The 23,458-nt window shown below is 57.3% G+C and carries 22 protein-coding genes and 1 pseudogene; 11 read left to right on the forward strand and 12 right to left on the reverse strand.

What is annotated here, in order from left to right:
• Positions 1-25 precede the first annotated feature (25 nt).
• The gene (locus QNH99_RS03840; protein ID WP_063880957.1) at positions 26-607 is read right to left on the reverse strand and encodes an NAD(P)H-dependent oxidoreductase; all 582 of its coding nucleotides are present in this window, start codon (positions 605-607) and stop codon (positions 26-28) included.
• A 154-nt stretch (positions 608-761) separates the two neighbouring features.
• Here QNH99_RS03840 and QNH99_RS03845 point away from each other — a divergent pair, with 154 nt between their 5' ends.
• The gene (locus QNH99_RS03845; RefSeq protein ID WP_371560164.1) at positions 762-1,532 is read left to right on the forward strand and encodes a transporter substrate-binding domain-containing protein; all 771 of its coding nucleotides are present in this window, start codon (positions 762-764) and stop codon (positions 1,530-1,532) included.
• 327 nt (positions 1,533-1,859) lie between these two features.
• Here the strand turns inward: QNH99_RS03845 and QNH99_RS03850 are convergent, their stop codons facing one another.
• From QNH99_RS03850 to QNH99_RS03875, 6 genes are all read right to left on the reverse strand, one after another.
• The gene (locus QNH99_RS03850) at positions 1,860-2,720 is read right to left on the reverse strand and encodes a ketose-bisphosphate aldolase (protein WP_218995717.1); all 861 of its coding nucleotides are present in this window, start codon (positions 2,718-2,720) and stop codon (positions 1,860-1,862) included.
• An 86-nt stretch (positions 2,721-2,806) separates the two neighbouring features.
• The gene (locus QNH99_RS03855; RefSeq protein WP_109716908.1) at positions 2,807-3,658 is read right to left on the reverse strand and encodes a class II fructose-bisphosphate aldolase; all 852 of its coding nucleotides are present in this window, start codon (positions 3,656-3,658) and stop codon (positions 2,807-2,809) included.
• A gap of 9 nt (positions 3,659-3,667) precedes the next feature.
• Positions 3,668-4,759 carry a PTS fructose transporter subunit IIC gene (locus QNH99_RS03860; protein WP_063880954.1) on the reverse strand — a complete coding sequence of 364 codons (1,092 nt, stop codon included), beginning with the start codon at positions 4,757-4,759 and terminating at the stop codon, positions 3,668-3,670.
• Positions 4,760-4,770: 11 nt separating this feature from the next.
• On the reverse strand, positions 4,771-5,085 hold the full coding sequence (locus QNH99_RS03865; protein WP_096011875.1) for a PTS fructose transporter subunit IIB: 315 nt from the start codon (positions 5,083-5,085) through the stop codon (positions 4,771-4,773).
• A gap of 22 nt (positions 5,086-5,107) precedes the next feature.
• The gene (locus QNH99_RS03870; RefSeq protein WP_145394975.1) at positions 5,108-5,578 is read right to left on the reverse strand and encodes a PTS sugar transporter subunit IIA; all 471 of its coding nucleotides are present in this window, start codon (positions 5,576-5,578) and stop codon (positions 5,108-5,110) included.
• An 18-nt stretch (positions 5,579-5,596) separates the two neighbouring features.
• Entirely contained in the window at positions 5,597-7,159 is a 1,563-nt protein-coding gene (locus tag QNH99_RS03875) for a BglG family transcription antiterminator (RefSeq protein WP_410517312.1), read from the reverse strand.
• 392 nt (positions 7,160-7,551) lie between these two features.
• Between QNH99_RS03875 and parC the strand changes: the two genes are divergently transcribed.
• The 3 genes from parC to ftsP all read left to right on the forward strand — a co-directional run bounded on the left by parC (position 7,552) and on the right by ftsP (position 12,166).
• Entirely contained in the window at positions 7,552-9,825 is a 2,274-nt protein-coding gene (gene parC / locus QNH99_RS03880; protein ID WP_063880950.1) for a DNA topoisomerase IV subunit A, read from the forward strand.
• A 45-nt stretch (positions 9,826-9,870) separates the two neighbouring features.
• Entirely contained in the window at positions 9,871-10,608 is a 738-nt protein-coding gene (locus QNH99_RS03885; RefSeq protein ID WP_063880949.1) for a 1-acylglycerol-3-phosphate O-acyltransferase, read from the forward strand.
• A gap of 127 nt (positions 10,609-10,735) precedes the next feature.
• The gene (gene ftsP, locus QNH99_RS03890) at positions 10,736-12,166 is read left to right on the forward strand and encodes a cell division protein FtsP (RefSeq protein ID WP_063880948.1); all 1,431 of its coding nucleotides are present in this window, start codon (positions 10,736-10,738) and stop codon (positions 12,164-12,166) included.
• 190 nt (positions 12,167-12,356) lie between these two features.
• Here ftsP and dkgA read toward each other — a convergent pair whose 3' ends face one another.
• Positions 12,357-13,184: a 2,5-didehydrogluconate reductase DkgA gene (dkgA, locus tag QNH99_RS03895; RefSeq protein ID WP_145394977.1), complete on the reverse strand. Its 828-nt coding sequence runs from the start codon at positions 13,182-13,184 to the stop codon at positions 12,357-12,359.
• A 192-nt stretch (positions 13,185-13,376) separates the two neighbouring features.
• Between dkgA and QNH99_RS03900 the strand changes: the two genes are divergently transcribed.
• Positions 13,377-14,285 (forward strand): AraC family transcriptional regulator, encoded by a 909-nt coding sequence (locus tag QNH99_RS03900; RefSeq protein WP_410517313.1) that lies wholly within the window; start codon positions 13,377-13,379, stop codon positions 14,283-14,285.
• A gap of 12 nt (positions 14,286-14,297) precedes the next feature.
• Here QNH99_RS03900 and QNH99_RS03905 read toward each other — a convergent pair whose 3' ends face one another.
• The 3 genes from QNH99_RS03905 to QNH99_RS03915 form a co-directional block, all read right to left on the reverse strand.
• Positions 14,298-14,960, reverse strand: coding sequence for a DedA family protein (locus tag QNH99_RS03905; RefSeq protein ID WP_063880945.1), 663 nt, complete (start codon positions 14,958-14,960; stop codon positions 14,298-14,300).
• A 220-nt stretch (positions 14,961-15,180) separates the two neighbouring features.
• Complete coding sequence (metC, locus tag QNH99_RS03910) at positions 15,181-16,371, reverse strand: cystathionine beta-lyase (RefSeq protein ID WP_410517314.1); 1,191 nt, start codon at positions 16,369-16,371, stop codon at positions 15,181-15,183.
• 77 nt (positions 16,372-16,448) lie between these two features.
• Positions 16,449-17,255, reverse strand: coding sequence for an IclR family transcriptional regulator domain-containing protein (locus QNH99_RS03915; protein WP_063880943.1), 807 nt, complete (start codon positions 17,253-17,255; stop codon positions 16,449-16,451).
• 186 nt (positions 17,256-17,441) lie between these two features.
• On the opposite strand from QNH99_RS03915, the gene QNH99_RS03920 reads away from it, so the two are divergent.
• The 6 genes and pseudogenes from QNH99_RS03920 (at position 17,442) to pcaC (ending at position 22,491) form a co-directional block, all read left to right on the forward strand.
• Positions 17,442-18,131 carry a 3-oxoacid CoA-transferase subunit A gene (locus QNH99_RS03920; protein ID WP_109716913.1) on the forward strand — a complete coding sequence of 230 codons (690 nt, stop codon included), beginning with the start codon at positions 17,442-17,444 and terminating at the stop codon, positions 18,129-18,131.
• 10 nt (positions 18,132-18,141) lie between these two features.
• Positions 18,142-18,795 carry a 3-oxoacid CoA-transferase subunit B gene (locus tag QNH99_RS03925; protein ID WP_172897932.1) on the forward strand — a complete coding sequence of 218 codons (654 nt, stop codon included), beginning with the start codon at positions 18,142-18,144 and terminating at the stop codon, positions 18,793-18,795.
• Positions 18,796-18,805: 10 nt separating this feature from the next.
• Positions 18,806-20,008, forward strand: a complete 1,203-nt coding sequence (gene pcaF / locus QNH99_RS03930; protein WP_096011865.1) for a 3-oxoadipyl-CoA thiolase — start codon at positions 18,806-18,808, stop codon at positions 20,006-20,008.
• Between the two features lie 3 nt (positions 20,009-20,011).
• Positions 20,012-21,352: a 3-carboxy-cis,cis-muconate cycloisomerase gene (locus QNH99_RS03935; protein ID WP_256853211.1), complete on the forward strand. Its 1,341-nt coding sequence runs from the start codon at positions 20,012-20,014 to the stop codon at positions 21,350-21,352.
• Positions 21,349-22,104: pseudogene (gene pcaD, locus QNH99_RS03940) on the forward strand (3-oxoadipate enol-lactonase); the annotation flags it as partial. The gene QNH99_RS03935 and the pseudogene pcaD, both read left to right, overlap by 4 nt.
• Positions 22,105-22,491, forward strand: a complete 387-nt coding sequence (gene pcaC / locus QNH99_RS03945; RefSeq protein WP_241568456.1) for a 4-carboxymuconolactone decarboxylase — start codon at positions 22,105-22,107, stop codon at positions 22,489-22,491.
• Between the two features lie 9 nt (positions 22,492-22,500).
• On the opposite strand, the gene QNH99_RS03950 is transcribed toward pcaC, so the two are convergent.
• A complete protein-coding gene (locus QNH99_RS03950) occupies positions 22,501-23,433 on the reverse strand; it encodes a LysR substrate-binding domain-containing protein (RefSeq protein ID WP_283355132.1) in 933 nt (310 codons plus the stop codon).
• Positions 23,434-23,458 lie beyond the last annotated feature (25 nt).

Genomic DNA, 23,458 nt, shown 5'->3' on the forward strand with positions numbered 1-23,458 from the left:
TTCCTCTTTCTGGATGAAACGCTATTTAAGCAAAAATCTCGCTGAGGTGCGTGCGATAACGTGCAATATCGCGTGGGACATCAGGCTGTTTCATCACGTCGTTACAGATAAAGGTCGGCAATGCTTCCATACCCAGGAACTGATTCGCCTTGTGGAAATGCAGATAGAGTCCGTCTACACCAACGCCTTCAAAGAACTGCTCGGGGTCGGTAAAAGCCTCGAGGGGCGCGTTCCAGGTGAGGGACAGCATATATTTTTTGCCCTGAATCAGTCCGCCTGAACCGTATTTTTTGGCGTCGTCAGCACGTGTGCGTCCATCGCTGGCGTAAAGCTTACCGTGGCCTTCGGTGAAAACCTCATCAATGTAACGTTTCACGGTCCAGGGCTCGCCCATCCACCAGCCCGGCATTTGGTAAATGACTACGTCACTGTCGACATATTTTTGTACTTCTTCGGCCACGACATAATCGCTGTCGGCAACGGTAATCGTCACCTCATGGCCCAGATCACGCAGTTGGCTGGCGGCCACATCGGTCAGTGTATGATTCAGCTCGCCTTTAGAATGGGCGAAGGTTTTACCGCCATCGATAATTAAAATTTTACTCATTCAGCTTCTTTCCCCTATACGTCAATGGGGATAGCTTAGGGGGAGACGTGCCGGAGAAAAATGCGAGAATGATCACAACACTTTTGCGAATAGCGCAATAACCAGCGGGGTTATGTCACCATAACGGCGCAAACCCATCTTCGAAAAAAATATAATGATGAAAAAAACACTCGTAATCACGTTACTGCTGGCGGCGACCGGCGCTCAGGCTGAGTCTCGTCTGGACACCATCCTCAGCAGTAAAACCCTCAAAGTCTGCACCACCGGGGACTACAAGCCTTACAGCTTTCTGAAACCCGATGGCAGCTATGAGGGGCTGGATATCAGTATGGCCCAGTCGCTGGCGGCATCACTTGGGGCGAAGGTGCAGTGGGTTCCCACGACCTGGAAAACCCTGACGCAGGACTTTCTGGCTAAGCAGTGCGATATCGCGCTGGGTGGCGTATCGGTCACGCTGAAGCGCCAGCAGACCGCCTGGTTTGCGCAGCCGTTGGGCGTGGACGGTAAAATTCCGCTGGTGCGTTGTGCGGATAAAACGAAGTACCAGACGGTCGAACAGATGAACCAGTCCAGCGTGCGTCTGGTTGAGCCAGCAGGGGGCACGAACGAGGCGTTTGTTCACAGCCACTTACCTCAGGCCTCGTTAACGCTGTTTCACGATAACGTGACCATCTTCCAGCAGCTGGTGGACAACAAAGCCGATGTGATGATCACCGATGCCTCCGAGGCGCTGTACCAGCAAAAACGCTTTCCGACGTTATGTGCGCTCAACCCGGATAAACCGCTCCAGTATGGCGAAAAGGCCTATATGATTCCGCGTGATGATATGAGCTGGAAGCAGTATGTCGATCAGTGGCTGCATCTGAGCACCGCGACCGGGGAATATGCGCAGATCGCCCAGCAGTGGATGGGTGTGATGAAGTAACGAGAAAGCAGGGGGTTCCCCTGATGTGTTAACGCCGGGCTTCAAAACTGCAGATAGCCGTCCGAAACGGCGCACATGCGTCACTGTGCCCACCGCCACGGGAGCGGAACAGACAATTCGCAGCGCTGAGCAGAGCGAGGAAGCCAGAATTTGCCCGCAGGACGCGGGCAAAAAGCGGAGCCGGTACAGGAAGTACCGTCTCCGCTGGTTCGTCAGGCTGACGAACGCCGCGAAGGCACCGCGTTAGCGGCGCGAGGACGTCAGATCCGATACCGTGGCGGTGGGAACCGCACGGAACACCAACCACACATTTTTACCCTTCAGTACTCAATACAGCGACGCTTTTCCCAGTCCGCCAAACAAATTCATTTTGTAGCGGATCACCGCTTTAGCGGCTTCAATCGCTTCGGGATAGATAACGTTAGGGTCCCACCAGGTTTCACGGGTTAAGACTTCGCGGACTTTCTGGAAGTAGGCATATTTCATATCGCTGGAGATATTGATTTTACCCACGCCCAGCGTAACCGCTTCAGCCACTTCCGCATCCGGATTTGCCGAACCGCCGTGCAGCACCAGCGGAATGGACACGCGTTGCGAGATATCCCGCAGGATATGCATTTGCAGTTCCGGTTTCATATCTTTGGGGTAAATACCGTGCGCCGTGCCTATTGCCACCGCTAAGGTATCCACGCCGGTGCGCTGCACAAAATCTTCCGCCTGCGCCGGCTCGGTATAAATCACCTTACTGACGCCACCTTCTACCGACGTACCGGTATCGCCAATGGTGCCCAGTTCGCCTTCCACGGAAACGCCCACCGCATGGGCCAGTTTCACCACTTCTTTGGTCAGCGCCACGTTTTCTTCATAGGGCAGCAGCGAGCCATCAATCATGACCGATGTAAAGCCACACTGGATGGCCCGCAACACATGGGCAACCGAAGCACCATGATCCAGATGCAGGGTAAAGGGCACGCGGCTTTTCAGGGTGCGCTCCCGCACATAGCCAAAAAACGCATCCGTCACGAACTCCAGTTCGCTGGGATGAATAGAGATAATGGCCGGGGTGTGGGTGGCTTCGGCTTCTTCCACCACAGCGCGGATAAAACAGCTGTCAGCCACGTTAAATGCGCCTATAGCAAAGCGGTGTTGACGGGTGGGGCTTAACATCTCTTTCATTGAAATCAACATGTTAAATCTTCCTCAGCTTGTTTTACGACAAAGGGATGCCCTGCGCTGACGTTCAGCGACGCGCACCGGGTTACAGCAGAAAAAAATCAGATCTGATTCGCGGAGCCGGAGTCGCTCAGATAGTCATGCACGACTTCGCGACAGGCGGACGCCATCAGCGCCATCAGGTCAGGCAGTTCAGCAGAAGGATGCTGTTTAAGCGCCTGTTGGATCGCCTGCTTGCCGGCATCAAAAACGGCTGCACCGACGTTAATCTTGGCGACGCCGTGCTGACTGACGCGACGAATCGCCTCCGCAGGCGTGCCGCTGCCGCCGTGAAGCGCAAGGGGGACCGGCGAGACGGCATGCAGTTCTGCCAGACGCTGAAAGTCGATTTGCGGTTTGACGCCAGCGGGATAGAGCCCGTGCGCGGTGCCAACCGACACCGCTAACAGATCGATGCCCGTTTGTTCCAGAAAGGGCAGCACATCCGCCACCTGTGTCATTTTTACCGCGGCGTCCGCCAGCGCATAAGTTGGGGCATCGGCGATATGCCCCAGTTCGCCTTCCACACAAACGCCAGCGGTGTGGGCCATCTCGACCACCTTTGCCGTCTGGCGAATATTTTCTGCCAATGGCTCGGAAGAGGCATCGATCATCAGTCCGGTAAACCCCGCGCGAAAGGCCTGCCCAATCAGCGCAAAGTCTGTCCCATGGTCGAGCGCCAGGGCGACCGGCACACTGGCATCCGCCGCCAGCGCCTGAACCAGCGGCACGGCAACAGTGGGCGGAAAATGACGACTGTGTCCCTGATAAACATTCAGGATCAGGGGTGCACGTTGCTCTTCCGCCGCCTGCACGGCCGCACGGGCGCTTTCCAGGTTAAAACAGTTGATGGCCAGTACCGCGTATTGGTGACGGGCGGCCTGCGCTATCAGGTCATTCATTGCCGCGTACATACGCACTCCTTATTCCAGTGTGAATTTAATGTCGTCATCGCGAACGCTGTGGTCTTCCACGTCGTCAAACTCCTCGTCGGCTTCGGTGACCGGCTTTTTCAGCAGCGATAACATCACGCCACAGATCGTGCTGCCGATACCGAGCGCCAGACAGAACAGCCAGGGTTTGGTAAAGAGGGGAACCACGAACATACCGCCATGAGGCACAGGCGCTTCGACGCCCCAGACCATAATCAGCCCACCGGCGACGGCGGACGCCACCACACAGCTGCCGACGACACGAAACAGATCGCGGGCAGCTATCGGGATCACACCTTCGGTGATCATGCAGATCCCCATCGGAAAGGCCGCCTTCAGTGCTTCTTTTTCCGCGCGGGTGTACTTATGGCGGGTTAATAACCAGGAAAGGGTGATACCAAAGGGGGGGATCATCGAGCCGACAAATTTGACCGCTTCCGGTCCATAAATGCCGTCGACCAGCATGCCATCCGCAAACAGCGACATGGTTTTATTCACCGGGCCGCCGAAGTCGAAGGTCGCCATCGCCCCAAGAATCGCCCCCATGACGAATTTAGAACCGCCTTGCATGGATTCCAGCAGCGCAATCAACGCCTTCTGTAGCCAGACGATGGGTTGGCCGATAAAGGTCATCATCAGAAGTCCGGCGATAATGGTGCTCAGCACGGGCAACACCATGATGGGCATTAGCCCCTGCATCGACTGTGGCAACCGGATAGTGCGCCGCAGCAGAATCACCGTATAACCCACCAGGAAGCCACCCAGGATGCCGCCGATAAAGCCGGTGCCGATCTGACCGCAGATAAAGCCCACGATTAAACCGGGTGCAAAGCCAGGCCTGTCGGCAATCGAATAGGCGATGGCGGCGCTGATCAACGGCACGATCAATCCCATGCCCCAGCCGCCCATCTGGTTCAGCATCCAGGCTATCGTGCCGGGATGTTTGCCAACGTCCGGTCCGCCGATCACCTGGCCCAGGGCGATACAGATCCCGGCGGCGACAATCAGCGGGATCATCCAGGAGATCCCGGTCAACAGATGGCCTTTGATCTCCTGCCCATACTGTCTTTTGTTATCGTTCATTGTGGATCTCCTCAGGCGCGCGCCAGTGAATCCGCCACTTTTTCCAGAAACTTGATCGGCGACTTGATCACCACTTCGGTTTTCACCCTGACGATCGGTTTGCCGCGAAAGCGTTCTTCACCGTTGATCTTCACGTCTACCGCCAGAATGACCACATCGGCGGCGGCGATGGTGTCGGCATCCAGGGCATTTTCGGTACCAATGGTGCCCTGCGTTTCCACGTGGATGGTGTGACCAAGGGCATGTGCACCCTTGATCAGTTTTTCGCGCGCAATGTAGGTATGCGCGATGCCCGCCGTACAGGCGGCAACACAGACGATGTTCATGGTCTACCTCGGACGTGTAGGATTAACAGAGGTCGGTTTCGGCGTACTGACTGAACAGCCGAATGATTTCGCTGGGGTCATTTTCCACCAGCAACTGCGCTATCACCTCATCATCGGCCAGCGCACTGGCCACCTGGGACAGCAGGCGAATATGGGGAGTATTTTGATCTTCAAGACGCACGGCAAACAGGATAATGCAGCGCACCTTACTGCCATCCAGCGTTTCCCACGGAATATCCTGTTGGCTACGCCCAATGGCTAATGTGGTTTGTTTAACGGCTGACGATTTACCGTGCGGAATGGCAATATGGTTTTCAAACCCTGTCGATCCTTCCGCTTCACGTAGCCAGACGTCCTTGATAAAAGCCGCTTTATCGCTGATGGCGTCGTCACTGAACAGCAAATCGGTCAGTTCAACAATCGCCTCCTCTTTACTGCTGGCTTGCAGGTTGAGATTGACGCGGCGCGGCGTAAGAATGCGAGAAATATCCATCTGTCAGACCTCATTCAGTTAATGTTCAGCCAGGACGCTGTTAACGGCCTGCGGCAGTTGGCTGCCAATCATGGCGTCAGTCACACGACGAATGTCGTCGTCATTGAAAAACGCGGTCACATACACGGTTGGAAACGTCGCGATATCAAGATGAATGGTAGAAATCACCAGGTCCACCGGCTCTTGCTGGCAAAAATCGCCCAGGTTACTGGCAGAAATGACGCCCGCAATAATCCAGTCCGGGAACGCGCGCAGAATACGGCTCTTAAGGAGATGCGAAGTGCCCACGCCGCTGGAACACACCAGCAGAATACGTTTGTGGGCGATTTGCCGTTCCAGCGCAGCCTGAAAATGAACACACAAATAACCCACTTCATCGTCAGCGATGGACGCATAATGAAAACGTGTCGCGGTAATCTGCATGGCCCGCTGCGTCAGCGTAAAAATTTCACTCAGCTCGGTTTTAATATCCTCCAGTAACGGATTGCGAATACGAATATGATATTTAAGCCGATTAAGTAATGGCTTAATATGAAAAAGTAAACCTTCAAATAATAAAGGATCGGTGGTGAGATCCTGTTGAATGAGATCTGAGAAGCAGTGAATTAATTCAAGCGTTATATTGCGCGATTCTTTATTCGAAAAGTGATATTGCGGCAGCATATCGCTACCGCGTTCCTCAACAACAATGCCGGAAGAAATAATGTACTGATAAATAAATCCGATCTCATCAGCCGGTACTGACTGTCCTAAACGTTGTTCAATCTGTACCACCATTTGGCGAGCAATCTTCAGGATACGGTTGTCCATTTCCTGAGCGCTCAGCGCCAGCGGCAGGGATAAGGCCTTACCCTGCGACATGCGGTGGATCATGATCAGGATGTGGGTCGACAGATTGATGTAGTAGGCATCGCTCAGGGGATAGCCAAGCTGCTGCTCCATGTGCTGCAGTAAGGTCTGCACAAAGGCCACATCTTCTTCGCCAAAATAGTGAATCAGCGCCTGGTAACTGCCCGGGTCCAGCCGCGGCAACGGCGTATTACTGCCAACGTTATGCTGCATAACATCGTTAATCAGCGATACCATTGCCTGGCGCAATGCCTGTTCGCTGCCTTCCACATGGGTACCGCTCTGACTGCGCACGACCTGGAGTTCCAGCGGCTGCAGCCACTCTTCAATCACCTTTAAATCGTTGACGATAGAGGCATGGCTGATGAAATAACGTTCAGATAATTTACTGATTGAGGTTTCTCGCGGGGCATCCCTCAGCAGCTGCGACAGAATTTTCACCCGGCGTGCATTGTTGCTTAGCCCCTCAGACCAGTTTTCTTCACTGGCGAGGTGCTGCTGTAAAAGCAGGCGTTGCTCTCTGTCGTCGGTTTGCAGCATCACACTGCGTCCGGGCAGCTTGATCAACGGCACCTGCCAGTCACTCAGCCAGATTTCCAGGCGCTGTAAATCGCGATAAATACTTTTTTCCGACACTCTCAACTGCTGGGCTAATTGCGTTAAAGCCAGCGGCGTGCCGGCCTGTAGCAGTAATTTCAGTAAGCGATGTTGTCGTGAAGTCAGATTCTGCATTCAGTCACCTGTCTATTATTTCGTTAGCGGTGCTTAAGTGGCAATTCGTTTAATCCAACCTGGCATAAAAATAAAATAACCTGATGTCGATGAAAGGGAATGTAGGGCGAGAAAGGCGAATCAACAATACTAAATGTTGTCCCGGAAGCAGGACAGGATTAATACGCGCGACGTTCGCCAGTAATTAATTGCGAGCGCGGTCACAAACTATTAGAAATAAGATGCTGAGCATTTTGTCCGGAGCGTCGTTTTTGGCATGCAATAAACAGGGAAAAAACCCTGAGCTGACTGCGTCAGGACTGTGACTAACACCCGCGAATAAGGTACTATCCTCGCCAAACAACCGCCGGGTGATCCGCCGTTGCGGGTCACGATGTGAGGATGAGGACTTAATGAGCGAATTGACGCAGGATGGTGCAGAGCGTCTTGCCCTGCATACGTTTACTGAGAATGCGTACTTAAATTACTCCATGTACGTCATCATGGACCGCGCGCTGCCTTACATTGGCGACGGTTTAAAGCCCGTGCAGCGCCGCATTGTCTTTGCGATGTCAGAGCTGGGACTGAACGCCACAGCCAAATTTAAAAAATCCGCCCGTACCGTGGGTGACGTGCTGGGTAAATACCATCCTCATGGCGACAGCGCCTGCTATGAAGCCATGGTGCTGATGGCGCAGCCGTTTTCCTACCGCTATCCGCTGGTCGATGGTCAGGGGAACTGGGGGGCACCGGACGATCCCAAATCCTTTGCCGCCATGCGTTACACCGAATCACGCCTGTCTAAATATGCCGAAGTGCTGCTGGGCGAGCTGGGTCAGGGCACGGCTGACTGGGTGCCAAACTTTGATGGCACCATGCAGGAGCCGAAGATGCTGCCCGCGCGGCTGCCGAATATTCTGCTGAACGGCACCACCGGCATCGCCGTGGGCATGGCAACCGATATTCCGCCGCACAATTTGCGTGAAGTCGCCCAGGCCGCTATTGCCCTCATTGACGATCCCAAAACCAGCCTGGATGCGCTGCTGGAGATCGTGCAGGGGCCGGATTTCCCGACCGAAGCCGAGATCATTACGCCGCGTGAAGAGATCCGTAAAATCTACCAAAACGGACGCGGCTCGGTTCGCCAGCGTGCGGTGTGGAAGAAAGAAGAGGGTGAGGTGGTGATCACTGCGCTGCCGCATCAGGTGTCGGGTGCCCGCGTGCTGGAGCAGATTGCCAACCAGATGCGCAACAAAAAGCTGCCGATGGTAGAGGATCTGCGTGACGAATCCGATCACGAAAACCCCACCCGGCTGGTGATCGTACCGCGATCCAATCGCGTCGATCTGGATCAGGTCATGAACCACCTGTTCGCCACCACTGACCTGGAAAAAAGCTACCGTATTAACCTCAACATGATCGGGCTGGATAACCGTCCGGCGGTGAAAAACCTGCTGGAGATCCTGTCGGAATGGTTGGTGTTCCGCCGCGACACCGTGCGTCGCCGTCTGAACTACCGGTTAGATCGCGTGCTGCGTCGCCTGCATATTCTTGACGGTTTGCTGGTGGCCTTCCTCAATATCGACGAAGTGATTCACATCATCCGTACTGAGGATGAGCCGAAACCGGTACTGATGTCGCGCTTTGAGATCAGTGAAACCCAGGCCGAAGCGATCCTTGAGCTCAAGCTGCGCCATTTAGCGAAGCTGGAAGAGATGAAGATTCGCGGCGAGCAGAGCGAACTGGAAAAAGAGCGCGATCAGCTGCAGTCGATTCTGGCGTCCGAACGCAAAATGAATACGCTGCTGAAAAAAGAACTGCAGGCCGACAGCAACAGTTTTGGTGACGATCGCCGTTCACCATTGCGTGAGCGCGAAGAAGCCAAAGCACTCAGCGAAACTGAGCTGGTTCCCTCCGAGCCTGTCACCATTGTCCTGTCACAAATGGGCTGGGTGCGCAGTGCTAAAGGACATGATATCGATCCGGCAGGGCTGAGCTACAAAGCCGGCGACAGCTATCTGGCGGCGGCGCGCGGTAAGAGTAATCAACCCGTCGCCTTTATCGATTCAACCGGACGCAGCTATACGCTCGATCCCACCTCGCTGCCGTCGGCACGGGGTCAGGGCGAGCCGCTAACCGGTAAGCTGACGCCACCGCCGGGTGCTGTCGTTGAACAGGTGCTGATGGAGCCAGAAGAGCAGCGTTTGCTCATGGCTTCTGATGCCGGATATGGTTTTATCTGTACCTTCAACGATCTGATTTCGCGCAACCGTGCGGGCAAAGCGCTGCTGACCTTGCCTGAGAATGCGCGCGTGATGACGCCAATGGCCGTGCATCACGAAGACGACATGTTGCTGGCCATTACGCAGGCCGGCAGGATGTTAATGTTCCCGGTAGGCGAGCTGCCGCAAATGTCGAAGGGCAAAGGCAACAAGATTATCTCCATTCCGTCGGCGGATGCCGCAGCGGGAGTCGATAAACTGGCCTGGCTGATGATACTGCCACCGGGCAGTGCGATTACGCTGCACGTTGGCAAACGCAAGCTGCTGTTACGCAGTGAAGAGTTGCAGAAGTTCCGTGCCGATCGCGGCCGTCGTGGCACGTTGCTGCCGCGTGGCCTGCAGAAAATTGATCGGGTCGAACTGGATGCACCGGCACGTCCTGACAGCGCGGACAGCGACGCGTAATTCACCCGGCTGGCTGATGGCCAGTCGTGTCACATTGAGGAAACTATGTTACTGATATTACGTACTATTATCGTCGTGATTTATTCAACCCTGTTAAGTATTTTCGGGTGCATCTGGTGTCTGTTCTCGCCACGTAACCCGCGCCACGTCGCGACCTTTGGTCACCTGTTTGGCAAATTATCGACCCTGTTTGGCCTTAAAGTAGAGCTTCGCCGCCCCGAAGGCGCGGAAAACTATGGCAACGCGATTTACATCGCTAACCATCAGAACAACTACGATATGGTGACGGCAGCCAAGATTGTGCAGCCCACGACGGTCACCGTGGGTAAAAAAAGCCTGTTATGGATACCCTTTTTTGGGCAGCTTTACTGGCTGGCCGGTAACCTGCTGATCGATCGTGACAACCGCGCCAAAGCACACGGTACGATTGGTGAGCTGGTAGATCAGTTTAATAAAAAGCGCATTTCATTCTGGATGTTTCCAGAGGGCACGCGCAGCCGCGGTCGCGGGTTATTACCGTTCAAAACCGGGGCATTTCATGCCGCCGTTGCGGCGGGCGTGCCGGTCATTCCGATTGTGGTCTCGAATACTCACGGCAAAATTAACCTCAACCGCCTGAAAAACGGACTGGTGATTGTGGAGATGCTGCCGCCGGTGGACGTCAAACAATTTGAGGCCACTTCAGTCCGTAAACTGGCGACGCACTGTCGTGAATTAATGGCGGCAAAGCTGGAAGAGCTGAACGCCGAAGTCGAAGAACGTGAAAAAAACGGTAAAATCTAACCGATAAGTCCTTTGTCGGACTATTCTGCATGGATGCCCCACGGCGGGTTTCGCTCGCCGTGTACGCAGCACAGCAATAAAAACAGAGTTGGCGTTTCAGCGCCACGCGTAAAAGGTCTGAAATTCAATGTCTTTCAGCAGACGTCAGTTTATCCAGCTTTCTGCCGGTGTGGCGCTCAGTGCCACGGTTATGCCTCATGCGGCGCGTGCCGCGTCTGCGCGTGGTGACACGCCGCTTCCTGTTCCTCCGCTACTGGAATCGCGCCGTGGTCAGCCGCTGTTTTTAACCCTGCAGCGCAGCCACTGGTCGTTTAACGGTGATAACAATAAAGTCCCGGTCTGGGGCATTAACGGCATGTATCTGGGCCCGACGGTGCGCGTGTACAGCGGTGATGATGTCAAACTGATCTACAGCAATCGCCTTAACGAACCGGTTTCCATGACGGTCAGCGGCCTGCAGGTGCCCGGTGCACTGATGGGCGGTGCGCCGCGTATGATGTCAGCCGGCGTTGACTGGGCACCGGTGCTACCGATTCGCCAGAATGCCGCCACCTGCTGGTATCATGCCAATACGCCAAATCGTATGGCCCCGCACGTGTATAACGGCCTGGCGGGCATGTGGCTGATTGAAGACGACATCAGCAAGCAGTTACCGCTGCCGAAACACTATGGCGTGGACGATTTCCCCCTGATCATTCAGGACAAACGGCTGGATAACTTTGCCACGCCGGTTTATGACCCGCCGGGCGAGGGCGGTTTCCTGGGCGACACGTTGCTGGTCAACGGTGTGCGCAATCCCTTTGTTGAGGTCTCGCGCGGTTGGGTACGTCTGCGGTTGCTGAACGCCTCCAATGCGCGACGTTATGAACTGAGCATCAGTGATAACCGCCCCTTTACGGTGATCGCCAGCGATCAGGGCTTCTTGCCGTCACCGGTTGCGGTACAGCGCTTAACCCTGGCACCGGGCGAGCGGCGCGAAGTCTTAGTGGATATGTCGCAAGGGGATGAAGTCTCCATCACGGCAGGCACGGCGGCGGGCATTATGGATCGCCTGCGGGGTTTCTTTGAACCCTCCACGATTCTGACCTCAACGCTGGTGCTGACGTTACGGCCTACCGGCCTGCTGCCGCTGGTCACCGATAACCTGCCGATGCGTTTACTGGCCGATCAGATTCTGGACGGTGCGTCGGTGCGTACGCGGGAGTTCCGCATTGGCGACAGTATGCCGGGCATCAACGGTGCCGTATGGGATATGAACCGCATCGACTCCACCGCCCAGCAGGGCACGTTCGAGCGCTGGATTATTCGTGCCGATCGTCCGCAATCCTTCCATATTCAGGGCGTGATGTTCCTGATTAAGAGCGTGAACGGTGCCCAGCCGATGGGCGAAGATCGCGGTTGGAAAGATACCGTCTGGGTGGACGGCGACGTCGAGCTGCTGGTGAGCTTTACGCAAAGTTCGTCAGAGCATTTTCCTTTTGTCTACCACAGTCAGACCCTGGAACTGGCGGATCGCGGCACGGCAGGCCAGTTACTGACGCAACCCACGCTGTCTTAAGGTTGATGTGAGGGGAAAGCGGCTTGCCGCGTTCTCCTGCGGCGTCGCCATGACCGCGCGCAGTCGCCTGGCGCAAACGGACCGGTACGCCCGATGAAACGTCATGCATTGGGCATCGCGCACCAGAGATAAAAAAGCCTCTCTGGGGCAGAGAGGCTTGATGGGGCAAGATGCAGACAAGGCGGTTGCGTTAGCCGTTGAACGTGTCCGGGTCTGGCCCCAGACGATTGCCGCTGTCCAGCCTGGCAATCTCGCTCATTTCTGTCTTATCCAGGCGGAAATCAAACACCTTGAAGTTCTCTTCAATGCGCGCAGGCGTTACCGATTTTGGAATCACGACCAGACCACTGTCCAGGTGCCAGCGGATAACGATTTGCGCCGGGGTTTTACCGTATTTCTTCGCCAGCGATTTGATGATGTCCTGATCGAATACACCTTCGCCACCCTGAGCCAGGGGGCTCCAGGATTCTGTCTGAATCTGATGCATGGCGTTCCATGCATGCAGGGTGCGCTGTTGCAGCATCGGATGCAGCTCAATCTGGTTAATCACCGGCGTCACGCCCGTTTCTTCCAGCAGTCGCTTCAGATGCGGCTGATTAAAGTTACACACGCCAATGCTTTTAACCAGGCCCTGCTGCTGGAGCGCGATCATGTTCTTCCAGGCTTCAACATAGTGATCGTTTTCCGGGCACGGCCAGTGCATCAGATACAGATCGACCTGGTCCAGCTTGAGCTTTTCCAGGCTGGTTTCCAGCGCCTGCTGGACATTTTGCTGGTCGTTATTCCACAGCTTGGTCGTGACAAAGATATCGTCACGCGCGACGTCAGTTTCCTGTAACGCCTGACCAATCGCCTCTTCGTTTTTGTACGCGGCAGCGGTATCAATGGAACGATAGCCGACCTCCAGCGCTTTCAGCACGGCGTGACGCGCATCTTCGACGCTGGCTTGCCACACGCCAAGTCCCAGTTGCGGCATCATGTTACCATCGTGCAGTTTGATAATAGGTTGGTCTGCCATGACATGCTCCTTACATTTGCAGTAAACCAGTGAATCTTCGCTGTGCTTAAGTCTAGCTAACAATTTGCAGGCTGCTTGTGAACCGCACAGGATAACCCTGCCTGATCCTGTCAACTTCTTGCCTGATTCTCCATTTTGCTGGCGAATTAACCAGGTGCGCGGCAAACTGCTATTTTATTTTCTGGAGTGATTATGCCCCACGACGCACTGTGCCAACGTCTGGCTCAACAGGTGGTCACGTTGATGACCCACGGGCGCGAACAGCTGTGCCCGGTAGAAAACGTCTCGCTGATCTATGCCGGTCAGTATCGCCCGCGTACGCCGATCATGTATCAGCCCGGCATCGTTATCCTGTTTCAGGGAAGTAAAACCGGCTATCTCGGCAGTACGGTTTTTCAGTACGATGCCACAAAGTATTTGATGCTGACCGTACCGCTGCCTGTCGAGTGCGAAACCTGGGCGTCACCCGAACAGCCCTTAGCCGGGATGTGTCTGAACGTGGATACCGCCAGTTTGCAGGACCTGCTGATGGCGATTGGTGACGACGAAGGGTTTCAGCCACAGCCGCTTACCTCCGGTATTCACGCTGGCTGGCTAACCGAGCCGATGTTATGCGCCGCAGAGCGCCTGCTGGATGTGATGACACAACCACGGGATGCCCGCGTGCTGGGACCGGACATTGTGCGGGAAATTATTTATTACGTGCTGACCGGGCCGATCGGCGGGGCGCTGCTGTCGCTGGTCAGTCGTCAAACGCAGTTCAGCCAGATTGCCCGGGCGGTGCGGCGCATTGAGCATCACTACGCTGACAATCTCAGCGTGGAGGCGCTGGCGGCAGAGGTGAATATGAGCGTGTCGGCGTTTCATCATAACTTTAAGGCGGTGACGCAGACGTCGCCGTTGCAGTACCTTAAACGTTATCGCCTGCATCAGGCGCGGCTACTGATGTTGCATGATGGCCTGAAAGCCAGCGTGGCGGCGGTGCGCGTCGGCTATGAAAGCCCCTCGCAGTTTTCACGGGAGTTTAAGCGCTATTTTGGCGTGACGCCGGGAGAAGAAGTGAATCGGGTGCGTCAGACGGTAGCCGAACCCGCCGGCTGACGCAGCCCATGCTCAGGCGTGTTTTTGACGACGCTTTTTCCAGATAACGATGATGCTGCCGACCAGTCCTACCACCAGTAGCACCATCGGCAATATCATCAGAATCGCCATCACCTGATCTTCGTGACGTTTAATAAAGGGCACCTGGCTGATACCGTAACCCATGGTCACTACGATGCCGACCCACAGCAGGCCGCTCAGCCAGTTAAATAACTGGAAACGGCCATTGGACAGCCCGGATATACCTGCCATGGTCGGTAACAGGGTGCGAATAAAAGCCAGAAAGCGGCCAACCAACAGCGCCATCAGGCCATGGCGGTTAAACATATTCCATGCGCGTTGATGATATTGCGCCGGGAGCTGCATCAGCCAGCTCTTGACCAGTTTCGTGTTGCCTAGCCAGCGTCCTTGCAGATAACTCAGCCAGCAGCCCAGACTGGCGGCAGTCGTCAGAATCAACAGCGTCGGGAAAAAATCCATCACCCCTTTGGCGACCATGGCACCTGCCAGCAGTAGCAGGCTGTCACCGGGCAAAAAAGAGGCAGGCAACAAACCATTTTCCAGAAACAGCGTCATAAACATGACGCTGTAGACGATCCAAACCACATCTGGATTGGCCAGCGCGGCGAAGTCTTGATGCCAAAGCGCGTGCACAATCTCGTGTAAAACACCCATTAGCTATCCCATTACGTCACAATAAGACTTACTCGTTCTGTTCAGACCTGCCTGACCTCTTACTTCCACCACCGCAACAGCGTGCGGTGGAAGGGTAAAATGCTGCGGTTCTTCTGCTGGCTGAACACTTTTTTTATAAACTGAATGTTAACAGCTAACCAGCCATGACCGGGTGTTATATCACGACGGTCGGCGCCTGGTTTATATCATGTTTACTATTTTAGCGCGTCAGGCGATCAAAGCCTGTCTCAAGATCGACCCGTAAATCATCCACATGTTCCAGGCCGATATGGAGCCGTATCAGCGTGCCCTCGACGTCCACGCCACCGGCCGGGCGAATGGCCGCCAGCTCCTCAGGCTGATTGGCTAAAATCAGCGACTCATAACCGCCCCATGAATAGGCCATGCTGAAATGATGAAAATGGTCGAGGTAATTCGCCAGCTGTTCACGGCTGAGTTTTTGCTGCAGAACAAATGAAAATAAACCGCTGCTGCCGTTAAAGTCACGCTGCCAGAATTCATGTCCCCGGCAGGAAGGCAGTGCCGGATGGTTAACACGCGCCACTTCAGGTCGCGCAGCAAGCCATTCTGCCACCTGTAACGCGCTCTCTTCGTGCTGGCGCAGGCGCACGCCGAGTGTACGCAGGCCACGACTTGCCATGTAAGCCGTATCGGCGTCCACCATCTGACCCATCAGGTAGCTGTTTTCGCGCAGTTGATCCCAGCAGCGGGCGTTGGCAACAGCGGTGCCAATCATGGCGTCACTGTGACCAATCAAGTATTTCGTGCCGGCCTGAATAGAAATATCCACGCCAAGGGCCAGCGGGCTGAACAGCACCCCAGCCGCCCAGGTGTTATCGATCATAATGATGGCGTCGGGCGCTTTAGCGCGCACCGCCGCGACGATAGCGGGAACGTCCTGCACTTCCATCGTGATGGAGGCGGGGGATTCCAGGAAAACCACGCGGGTATTCGGTTGAATCAGTGCGGCGATGTCACCACCGATACAGTGATCAAACCAGGTGGTGGATACCTGGAGTTTGCTCAGTATTTTCGTGCAGAAGTCCTGAGTCGGTTCGTAAACCGCCCCACTCATTAAAATGTGGTCGCCCGCTTCAACGAACGCGAGGATGGCATTGGAGACGGCTGCCGCGCCGCAAGGGTAGAGAACACAGCCCGCGCCGCCTTCCAGCTCCGTCATGGCATCCTGCAAGGCGAAATGTGTCAGGGTGCCGCGACGACCATAAAACAGCTCGCCCTTCGCACGCCCGGCGGTGGCACGTTTTTTCTCAGCTACGGTATCAAAAACCAGCGAAGAGGCGCGCTGAATCACCGCGTTCACCGAACCCTGGGTATAACGCTTGTTGCGTCCAGCACTGACGAGTGTGGTATCAATTTTTTTCGTGGTCATAGCTCTCTACTTTGCCGCTTGCAACTCAGACTTCACGTTACCACGAATTCGGCAACGGCGTTGAGCGGCTAAACAGATTATTGCCGCAGCAATAGCGAGATTTCGCGGGCTGCCTCCTGCAACAGTGGTAAATGGTGCTGGCGCAGCATATCGGCGGAAACCTGTCCGGCATGCACGCCCACATTCAGGGCGGCCACGATCCGGCCATCCGGCGCGCTGAGCGGCACGGCCAGCGATCGTAGTCCGATTTCCAGTTCCTGATCGTTGATGGCGTAACCCTGCTGCCTGACGCGCGCCAGCTCCTCGCGCAGCGCGCTACTGCTGACCAGCGTGTGGCTGGTGTAACGCAGTTGGGTTAAACGCGCCAGATAATCATTTAGCGGTTCGCTGGCAAGCCCACTTAACAGCACTCTTCCCATGGAGGTGGTGCTGGCCGGTAAGCGGCTGCCGATATGCAGGTCGATCGTCATGATGCGCGATGCTGACGCACGGGCGATATAGAGAATGTCATCCCCGTCCAGTACCGCCATCGAACAGGATTCGTTCAGCGTCTGGCTGAGCTGGCGCAAAACCGGCTGTGAGGCGCTCGCCAGCGGCGTAGCCCCTAACCAGTTGTGACCCAGAGAGAGCACACGCGGACGCAGTTCAAAGTTTTTGCCATCCTCCGCATACACAAACCCCAGCTTGCTCAATGTATAGAGACAGCGCCGCACGGCCGCACGGGGAATGCCGGTACGCTGGCTGATTTGCGACACGGACATCAGACGCCGCTGTGGCGTAAACGCCTGTAGCACCTCCAGTCCCCGCGCCAGTGAGGCCATAAAGTTGGGATCGCCTTTCCAGGGATCGCTGTTAGCGCGCAGTGGTTGTTGTTCATCCGTCATGATGTTCTCCCGTGAGTGGCTGGAGCCGTGCACGCCTGTGTGCGCGATCACAATGCCCCGTTTCAGTCTGTCGTTGACCGATAATCGCACACTATTTCGATTATCGGTATTGTTTGCTGTCACAGAGCGATCTACTTTTTGACTATTCAACACAAACCGGCCTGAGCCGGGCTAAAGGAACAGCAGATGATCGATAAAAGTGTGGCAACGCTGGCAGAGGCCGTTGCGGTGATACCGGACGGGGCCAGCATCATGATTGGCGGGTTCGGGCCCGCAGGCCAGCCCCTGGAACTGATTGATGCGCTGATCGACAGTGGCGTCCGTGGGTTGACGGTGATCAGCAATAACGCCGGTAACGGCGAAAGCGGCCTGGCCGCGCTGCTGAAAGCGGGCTGCGTCGATAAGATGATTTGTTCCTTTCCACGTCAGGTCGATTCATGGGTGTTCGACGAACGCTATCGCCGTGGGGAAATCGCCCTTGAGCTGGTGCCGCAAGGCAACCTTGCAGCCAGAATGCAGGCAGCCGGGAGCGGCTTAGGCGGGATTTTTACGCCGACCGCCTTTGGTACGCCGCTGGCGGAGGGCAAGGAAACGCGCGAGATCGACGGTCGCCATTACGTGTTTGAAAAACCGCTTAAGGCCGATTTTGCCCTGATAAAAGCGCACCAGGGCGACCGCTGGGGCAACCTCGTTTACCGCAAAGCAGCACGAAACTTTGGGCCGGTGATGGCCATGGCCGCCACCACCACGATTGCCCAGGTCGCAGAACTGGTGCCGCTTGGGCATCTCGATCCTGAAAACGTCGTCACACCGGGCATTTTTGTGCAGCGGCTGGTGGCCGTCGCGCATCCCGTCACCCTGACCGTTTCCGCCTGAGGAACAGACTATGCAAAAACTCACCCGAGACCAACTGGCCCAGCGCGTGGCGCGTGATATTCCTGAAGGTGCTTACGTTAATCTGGGCATCGGCCTGCCCACCCGCATTGCCAACTATCTGCCTGCGGACAAAGAGATCTTTCTGCACAGTGAGAATGGCCTGCTCGGCATGGGGCCGGCACCCGCAGCGGGAGAGGAAGATCCGGAGCTGATCAACGCCGGGAAAGAGCGGGTGACGCTGCTGCCTGGCGGCTGTTTTTTCCACCACGGCGACTCGTTTGCCATGATGCGCGGCGGGCATCTGGATATCTGCGTGATGGGGGCGTACCAGGTGTCGGTTAACGGCGATTTGGCTAACTGGAGTACCGGCGCGCAGGACGCGATTCCTGCCGTGGGCGGGGCGATGGATCTCGCCATTGGCGCGCGCAAAGTCTATGTGATGATGGATTACCTGACCAAAAAAGGCGAGTGCAAGCTGGTGAATCAGTGCAGCTATCCGCTCACCGGTCTGGGCTGCGTCAGTCGTCTTTATACCGATATGGCGGTGATTGATATTACCCCGCAGGGACCGCTGGTGGTGGAGTGCTGCCCCGGACTGAGTTTCGACGCGCTGCAGGCGTTAACACCGGTGCGCTTATTGCAACCTGAACTGGCGACCGCCTGAGGAGAGACTGATGCAACAGGCATTTATCTGTGATGCGCTACGTACCCCTTTTGGCCGTTACGCGGGCGCGCTTGCCAGCCTGCGCGCTGACGATCTGGCGGCCTTACCCTTAGCCGCGCTGTTAGCCCGTCAGCCTTCTTCGCTGGCACAGGCCATCGATGATGTGATCTACGGTTGCGCCAACCAGGCCGGAGAAGATAACCGTAACGTCGCGCGTATGGCCCTGTTACTGGCTGGCCTGCCGTCCAGCGTGCCGGGCACTACGCTCAATCGCCTGTGCGGCTCGGGGCTGGATGCCATCGGCACGGCGGCCAGGGCGATCAAATGCGGTGAGGCCAACGTGATGATTGCGGGCGGCGTGGAAAGTATGTCGCGCGCGCCCTTTGTGACCGGCAAAGCAGAAAGCGCGTTTAGCCGTTCCCTGAAAATGGAAGACACGACGATGGGATGGCGCTTCATTAACCCGCAGATGCGCGCCCGCTTTGGGGTCGATACCATGCCGGAAACCGCAGAAAACGTTGCGCGCGAGTTCGCTGTCAGCCGCGCCGATCAGGATGCCTTCGCCCTGCGTAGTCAATTACGTACCGCCCGGGCGCAGGAAATGGGGCTGTTCAGTGACGAACTGATGGCGGTGAGCATCCCGCAGCGCAAAGGCGACGCCCTGAACGTCACCTGTGACGAGCATCCGCGCAGCACCTCGCTGGCGGCGCTGGCAGGCCTGAAAGGCGTGGTCAGCCCGGAAGGCAGCGTGACGGCGGGTAACGCGTCGGGCATTAACGACGGCGCCTGCGCCTTGCTGCTGGCAAGCGAGCGCGCGGCGGCAGAACATGGACTGACACCGCTGGTGCGGGTGGTGGCGATGGCGGCCTGTGGCATCGAGCCGCGCATTATGGGCTATGGCCCGGTGCCTGCCGTGCGTAAAGTGCTGGCCCAGAGTGGCCTGACGCTGGCACAAATGGACGTGATCGAATTAAATGAAGCTTTCGCTGCTCAGGCGCTGGCGGTGACGCGCGAACTGGGGTTAGCCGACGATGCGGCCCATGTGAATCCCAACGGTGGCGCGATTGCGCTGGGGCATCCGCTGGGCGCATCAGGCGGCAGGCTGGCCATGACGGCAGCTTACCAGCTGCGGCGCACCGGCGGCCGGTACGCGCTCTGCACCATGTGTGTAGGCGTTGGGCAGGGAATCGCACTCATTCTGGAACGGGTATAACCAATGTCTCTTTACCGCGCCATGTTTATGGCTTCTCCGCTTAGCGACAGCTTCAGCGATACGGCCCTGCTCCAGGGAATGCTGGATTTTGAAGCCGGGCTGGCACAGGCGCTGGCAGTAGCCGGGGTGATCGATCACGCATCCGCCCGCTGTATTCAGTCCTGTTGCCGGGCGCAGGCGATCGATCGGGCGGCGCTGACGCAGGCTGCGGGGCTGGCTGGCAACCTGGCGATTCCGCTGGTGAAACAGCTCACGGCCGTGGTGGCGGCGACGTCGCCCGACGCCGCGCGCTATGTGCACTGGGGCGCAACCAGTCAGGATGCGATCGACAGTGGCCTGATGCTGCAACTGCGCGCCGCGCTTAACGACACGGCGGTGCTGCTGGACCGGCTGATTGCCGCACTGGTTCTTCAGTGCGAGCGGCACAGCACGACGCTGATGGTCGGCCGGACCTGGCTGCAGCACGCTTTACCGGTGACGTTGGGCCTGAAGCTGGCGGGCACGCTGGATGCGCTGGTGCGCTTCCGCGCGCGGCTGGTGGCCATGCGGCCCCGGGTGCTGGCGCTTCAGTTCGGCGGAGCGGCAGGCACGCTGGCGTCGCTGGGGGAAAAGGGCGAGCGCGTAGAGCAGGCACTGTCCGAGGCGTTGGATCTGCCGCGTAGCGCCACGCCCTGGCACGCCCAACGCGACAGGATCACCGAGCTGGCTGGCTGGTATGCCGGTCTTACCGGTACGCTGGGTAAACTGGCCCGGGACATGTCGCTCCTGATACAGAGCGAAGTCGGTGAAATCAGTGAACCCCGGGCACCGGGGCGCGGCGGCTCTTCTACCATGCCGCACAAACGTAATCCGGTGCTCTGTGCCGCGATTCTCAGCGCCGCCAACCGGGTCCCGGGCCTGATGTCGGGCCTGTATGCTGGCCAGGTTCAGGAGCACGAGCGTGCGCTGGGCGGCTGGCAGGCAGAGTGGCAGAGCCTGCCGCAGCTGACAGAACTCAGTGGCGCGGCGCTGGTGCACAGCACGGAACTGATCGACGGCCTTGAAGTGCATGAAGAAGCCATGCAACGCAATCTCGGTCTGACGCAGGGATTAATTATGGCCGAAGCGGTCACGCTGGCGCTGGGAGAGTCGCTGGGACGACAACAGGCACACCATCATATTGAGCAGTGCTGCCGCCGGGCGCTGGAGACGCAGCAGAGTTTGCTGACCATTCTGTGTGCAGATGACACCGTTGTCTCGCACCTGAGCCGGCCTGCACTGGAGACGCTGCTCGATCCGGCCACCGCTACGGGCAGCGCATCGCGCTTTATTCACCAGGTTTTAGCGGCTGCGAGGGAATCATGACGCTGCATTACGTACTTGAGGGGCCAGACGATGCCCCGGTTATTCTGTTCAGCAACTCCTTAGGCACCACATCAGAGATGTGGCAGCCGCAGCGCGATGCGCTGATCAACCAGTATCGCATCCTGCGTTACGACGTTCCCGGCCACGGTGCCTCGGCACCGGACGGACAAACCCGTTCGCTGGAACAACTGGGGAGCAAGGTTCTGTCGCTGCTGGATACGCTGGGCATCGACAGGGTGCACTTTTGCGGCATCTCAATGGGCGGGCTGACCGGACTCTGGCTGGCGCGTTTTCATCCTCAACGCCTGATGACATTAACGGTCGCCAACAGTGCGGCAAAGATCGGCGAGCCAGCGGCCTGGCAGCAGCGGGCGGCAGTTGTCCGTCAGCACGGCATGACCGCTATCACGGAGAGCGCGGCTGCGCGCTGGTTTACGCCGGCATTCTGTGAACGCGCGCCCGCGACGGTACAAAGCCTGCTATCGCAGCTCAGCGCCTGCGATGCCGAAAGCTATGCCGACTGCTGTGAAGCCCTGGCGACAGCCGATTTGCGCCATGAACTGGCGGCGATTTCGCTACCTGTGCTGGTGATTGCCGGACGGGACGACAAGGTCACCACGGTGGCCGATGCGGATGCGATGGTTGCACAGATTCCGGGCGCGCAGCGTGTCGTGCTGCCCGCCTCGCATCTGTCCAGCGTGGAGGTGTGGCTGGCGTTTAACCGTGCGCTGCAGCCTTTTATTGACGCTCAGCTGACGCAGGATCAACGCTATCAGCAGGGCATGAGGGTGCGGAGGGCCGTGCTTGGCGAAGCCCATGTGGACCGTACGTTGGAAAACCTGTCGCCGCTGAATGACGAGTTCCAGAACTTTATCAGCCGCTATGCCTGGGGCGAGATCTGGACCCGTCCTGGCCTGACTCGCCACACGCGCAGCCTGATCACCATCGGCATGCTGATTGCGCTCAACCGGGAAGCAGAGCTGAAGATGCACCTGCGGGCCGCGTTCAATAACGGCGTCAGCCGGGATGAAATCAAAGAGCTGCTGATGCATGCTGCCCTCTATTGCGGCCTGCCGGCCTCCAACGCTGCATTCCATCTGGCGCAGACGGTATTCGATGAGCAGGATAGCGCGCGGTAAACGGCGATGTCAGACAGGCACGTCCAGCACCCGTTGCCGCAAGGCCGCTACCAGTTGCAGCTGCTCAGGTGGCGGCGTTTGCTGCTGACGGGTCAGGATGCCGACCGCTTCAGCCATGCCCTGGCTGGGAAGCGGCAAGGTGCGTAGCTGGTTGCTGGTCAGGTCGTCGCGCACCGCGCCGTAGGGCACCAGCCAGACGTAACCGTGCCCCAGCGTCAGACGACGGGCCAGCGTGGTGGACAGGGTTTCCACTGCGCCATCCGGTAAGGTCAGGCCATGGCTGGTCATCAGTGATTCGGCGTTCTGGCGCGGCACCGTCCCGCGAGGAGACAGGATCAGCGGCCAGCTGAGAGCTTCGGCCAGCGTCACGCCGGCGTGCAACAGTGGATGATGCGGGGCCACCACCAGGCGCAGGGTTTCCAGATACAGCAGCTCGAAATTCAGCCCCTCCATCAACACGGGTTCGGCCATGCGGCCAATCCCCAGCGCCATCTGTCCCGATTTTATCCCCATCAGCAGGGCATCGTTCGCCAGCGTGCTGACCTGGATGCGCCAGCCGGGATAGTGCTGCTGCAGGCTGGCTAACACTGGCGCAACGACGCTGATTATGGCGGTAGGCAGCGCGCCAAGGTGCAGCGGCGCGGGCTGAGGCGCGCAGCCGGGTCGCATGACCTGGTCAGCAATATTCAGGGCATCCAGAATACGAATGGCGTCGTGCAGGAAACGCGCGCCGCTGGCGGTAAGCTCGGTTCCCTGGCGGCTTCGCAGCAACAGTTGCTCACCGGTAAGGAATTCGAGTTCGTTAAGGGTTTTGGACAGGGCGGGCTGGGTAATGCCAAGATGGAGGGCGGCACGACCCAGCGTCCCCTGCTGCGCGGTGGCAACAAAAGCGTGAAGATGACGCAGGCGCACGCGCTGACTAAACCGGGAAAACCTATCCATGGCTCATGTTATGAATTTGCCGCCG

Origin of the sequence: Pantoea allii (assembly GCF_046529425.1) — a bacterium.
GTDB lineage: Bacteria > Pseudomonadota > Gammaproteobacteria > Enterobacterales > Enterobacteriaceae > Pantoea > Pantoea allii.

Excerpts from the sequence above, each read along its gene's own strand:
- QNH99_RS03840 (WP_063880957.1), bottom strand. The coding sequence starts at position 607 with ATGAGTAAAATTTTAATTATCGATGGCGGTAAAACCTTCGCCCATTCT.
- QNH99_RS03845 (WP_371560164.1), top strand. The coding sequence starts at position 762 with ATGATGAAAAAAACACTCGTAATCACGTTACTGCTGGCGGCGACCGGC.
- QNH99_RS03850 (WP_218995717.1), bottom strand. The coding sequence starts at position 2,720 with ATGTTGATTTCAATGAAAGAGATGTTAAGCCCCACCCGTCAACACCGC.
- QNH99_RS03855 (WP_109716908.1), bottom strand. The coding sequence starts at position 3,658 with ATGTACGCGGCAATGAATGACCTGATAGCGCAGGCCGCCCGTCACCAA.
- QNH99_RS03860 (WP_063880954.1), bottom strand. The coding sequence starts at position 4,759 with ATGAACGATAACAAAAGACAGTATGGGCAGGAGATCAAAGGCCATCTG.
- QNH99_RS03865 (WP_096011875.1), bottom strand. The coding sequence starts at position 5,085 with ATGAACATCGTCTGTGTTGCCGCCTGTACGGCGGGCATCGCGCATACC.
- QNH99_RS03870 (WP_145394975.1), bottom strand. The coding sequence starts at position 5,578 with ATGGATATTTCTCGCATTCTTACGCCGCGCCGCGTCAATCTCAACCTG.
- QNH99_RS03875 (WP_410517312.1), bottom strand. The coding sequence starts at position 7,159 with ATGCAGAATCTGACTTCACGACAACATCGCTTACTGAAATTACTGCTA.
- parC (WP_063880950.1), top strand. The coding sequence starts at position 7,552 with ATGAGCGAATTGACGCAGGATGGTGCAGAGCGTCTTGCCCTGCATACG.
- QNH99_RS03885 (WP_063880949.1), top strand. The coding sequence starts at position 9,871 with ATGTTACTGATATTACGTACTATTATCGTCGTGATTTATTCAACCCTG.
- ftsP (WP_063880948.1), top strand. The coding sequence starts at position 10,736 with ATGTCTTTCAGCAGACGTCAGTTTATCCAGCTTTCTGCCGGTGTGGCG.
- dkgA (WP_145394977.1), bottom strand. The coding sequence starts at position 13,184 with ATGGCAGACCAACCTATTATCAAACTGCACGATGGTAACATGATGCCG.
- QNH99_RS03900 (WP_410517313.1), top strand. The coding sequence starts at position 13,377 with ATGCCCCACGACGCACTGTGCCAACGTCTGGCTCAACAGGTGGTCACG.
- QNH99_RS03905 (WP_063880945.1), bottom strand. The coding sequence starts at position 14,960 with ATGGGTGTTTTACACGAGATTGTGCACGCGCTTTGGCATCAAGACTTC.
- metC (WP_410517314.1), bottom strand. The coding sequence starts at position 16,371 with ATGACCACGAAAAAAATTGATACCACACTCGTCAGTGCTGGACGCAAC.
- QNH99_RS03915 (WP_063880943.1), bottom strand. The coding sequence starts at position 17,255 with ATGACGGATGAACAACAACCACTGCGCGCTAACAGCGATCCCTGGAAA.
- QNH99_RS03920 (WP_109716913.1), top strand. The coding sequence starts at position 17,442 with ATGATCGATAAAAGTGTGGCAACGCTGGCAGAGGCCGTTGCGGTGATA.
- QNH99_RS03925 (WP_172897932.1), top strand. The coding sequence starts at position 18,142 with ATGCAAAAACTCACCCGAGACCAACTGGCCCAGCGCGTGGCGCGTGAT.
- pcaF (WP_096011865.1), top strand. The coding sequence starts at position 18,806 with ATGCAACAGGCATTTATCTGTGATGCGCTACGTACCCCTTTTGGCCGT.
- QNH99_RS03935 (WP_256853211.1), top strand. The coding sequence starts at position 20,012 with ATGTCTCTTTACCGCGCCATGTTTATGGCTTCTCCGCTTAGCGACAGC.
- QNH99_RS03950 (WP_283355132.1), bottom strand. The coding sequence starts at position 23,433 with ATGGATAGGTTTTCCCGGTTTAGTCAGCGCGTGCGCCTGCGTCATCTT.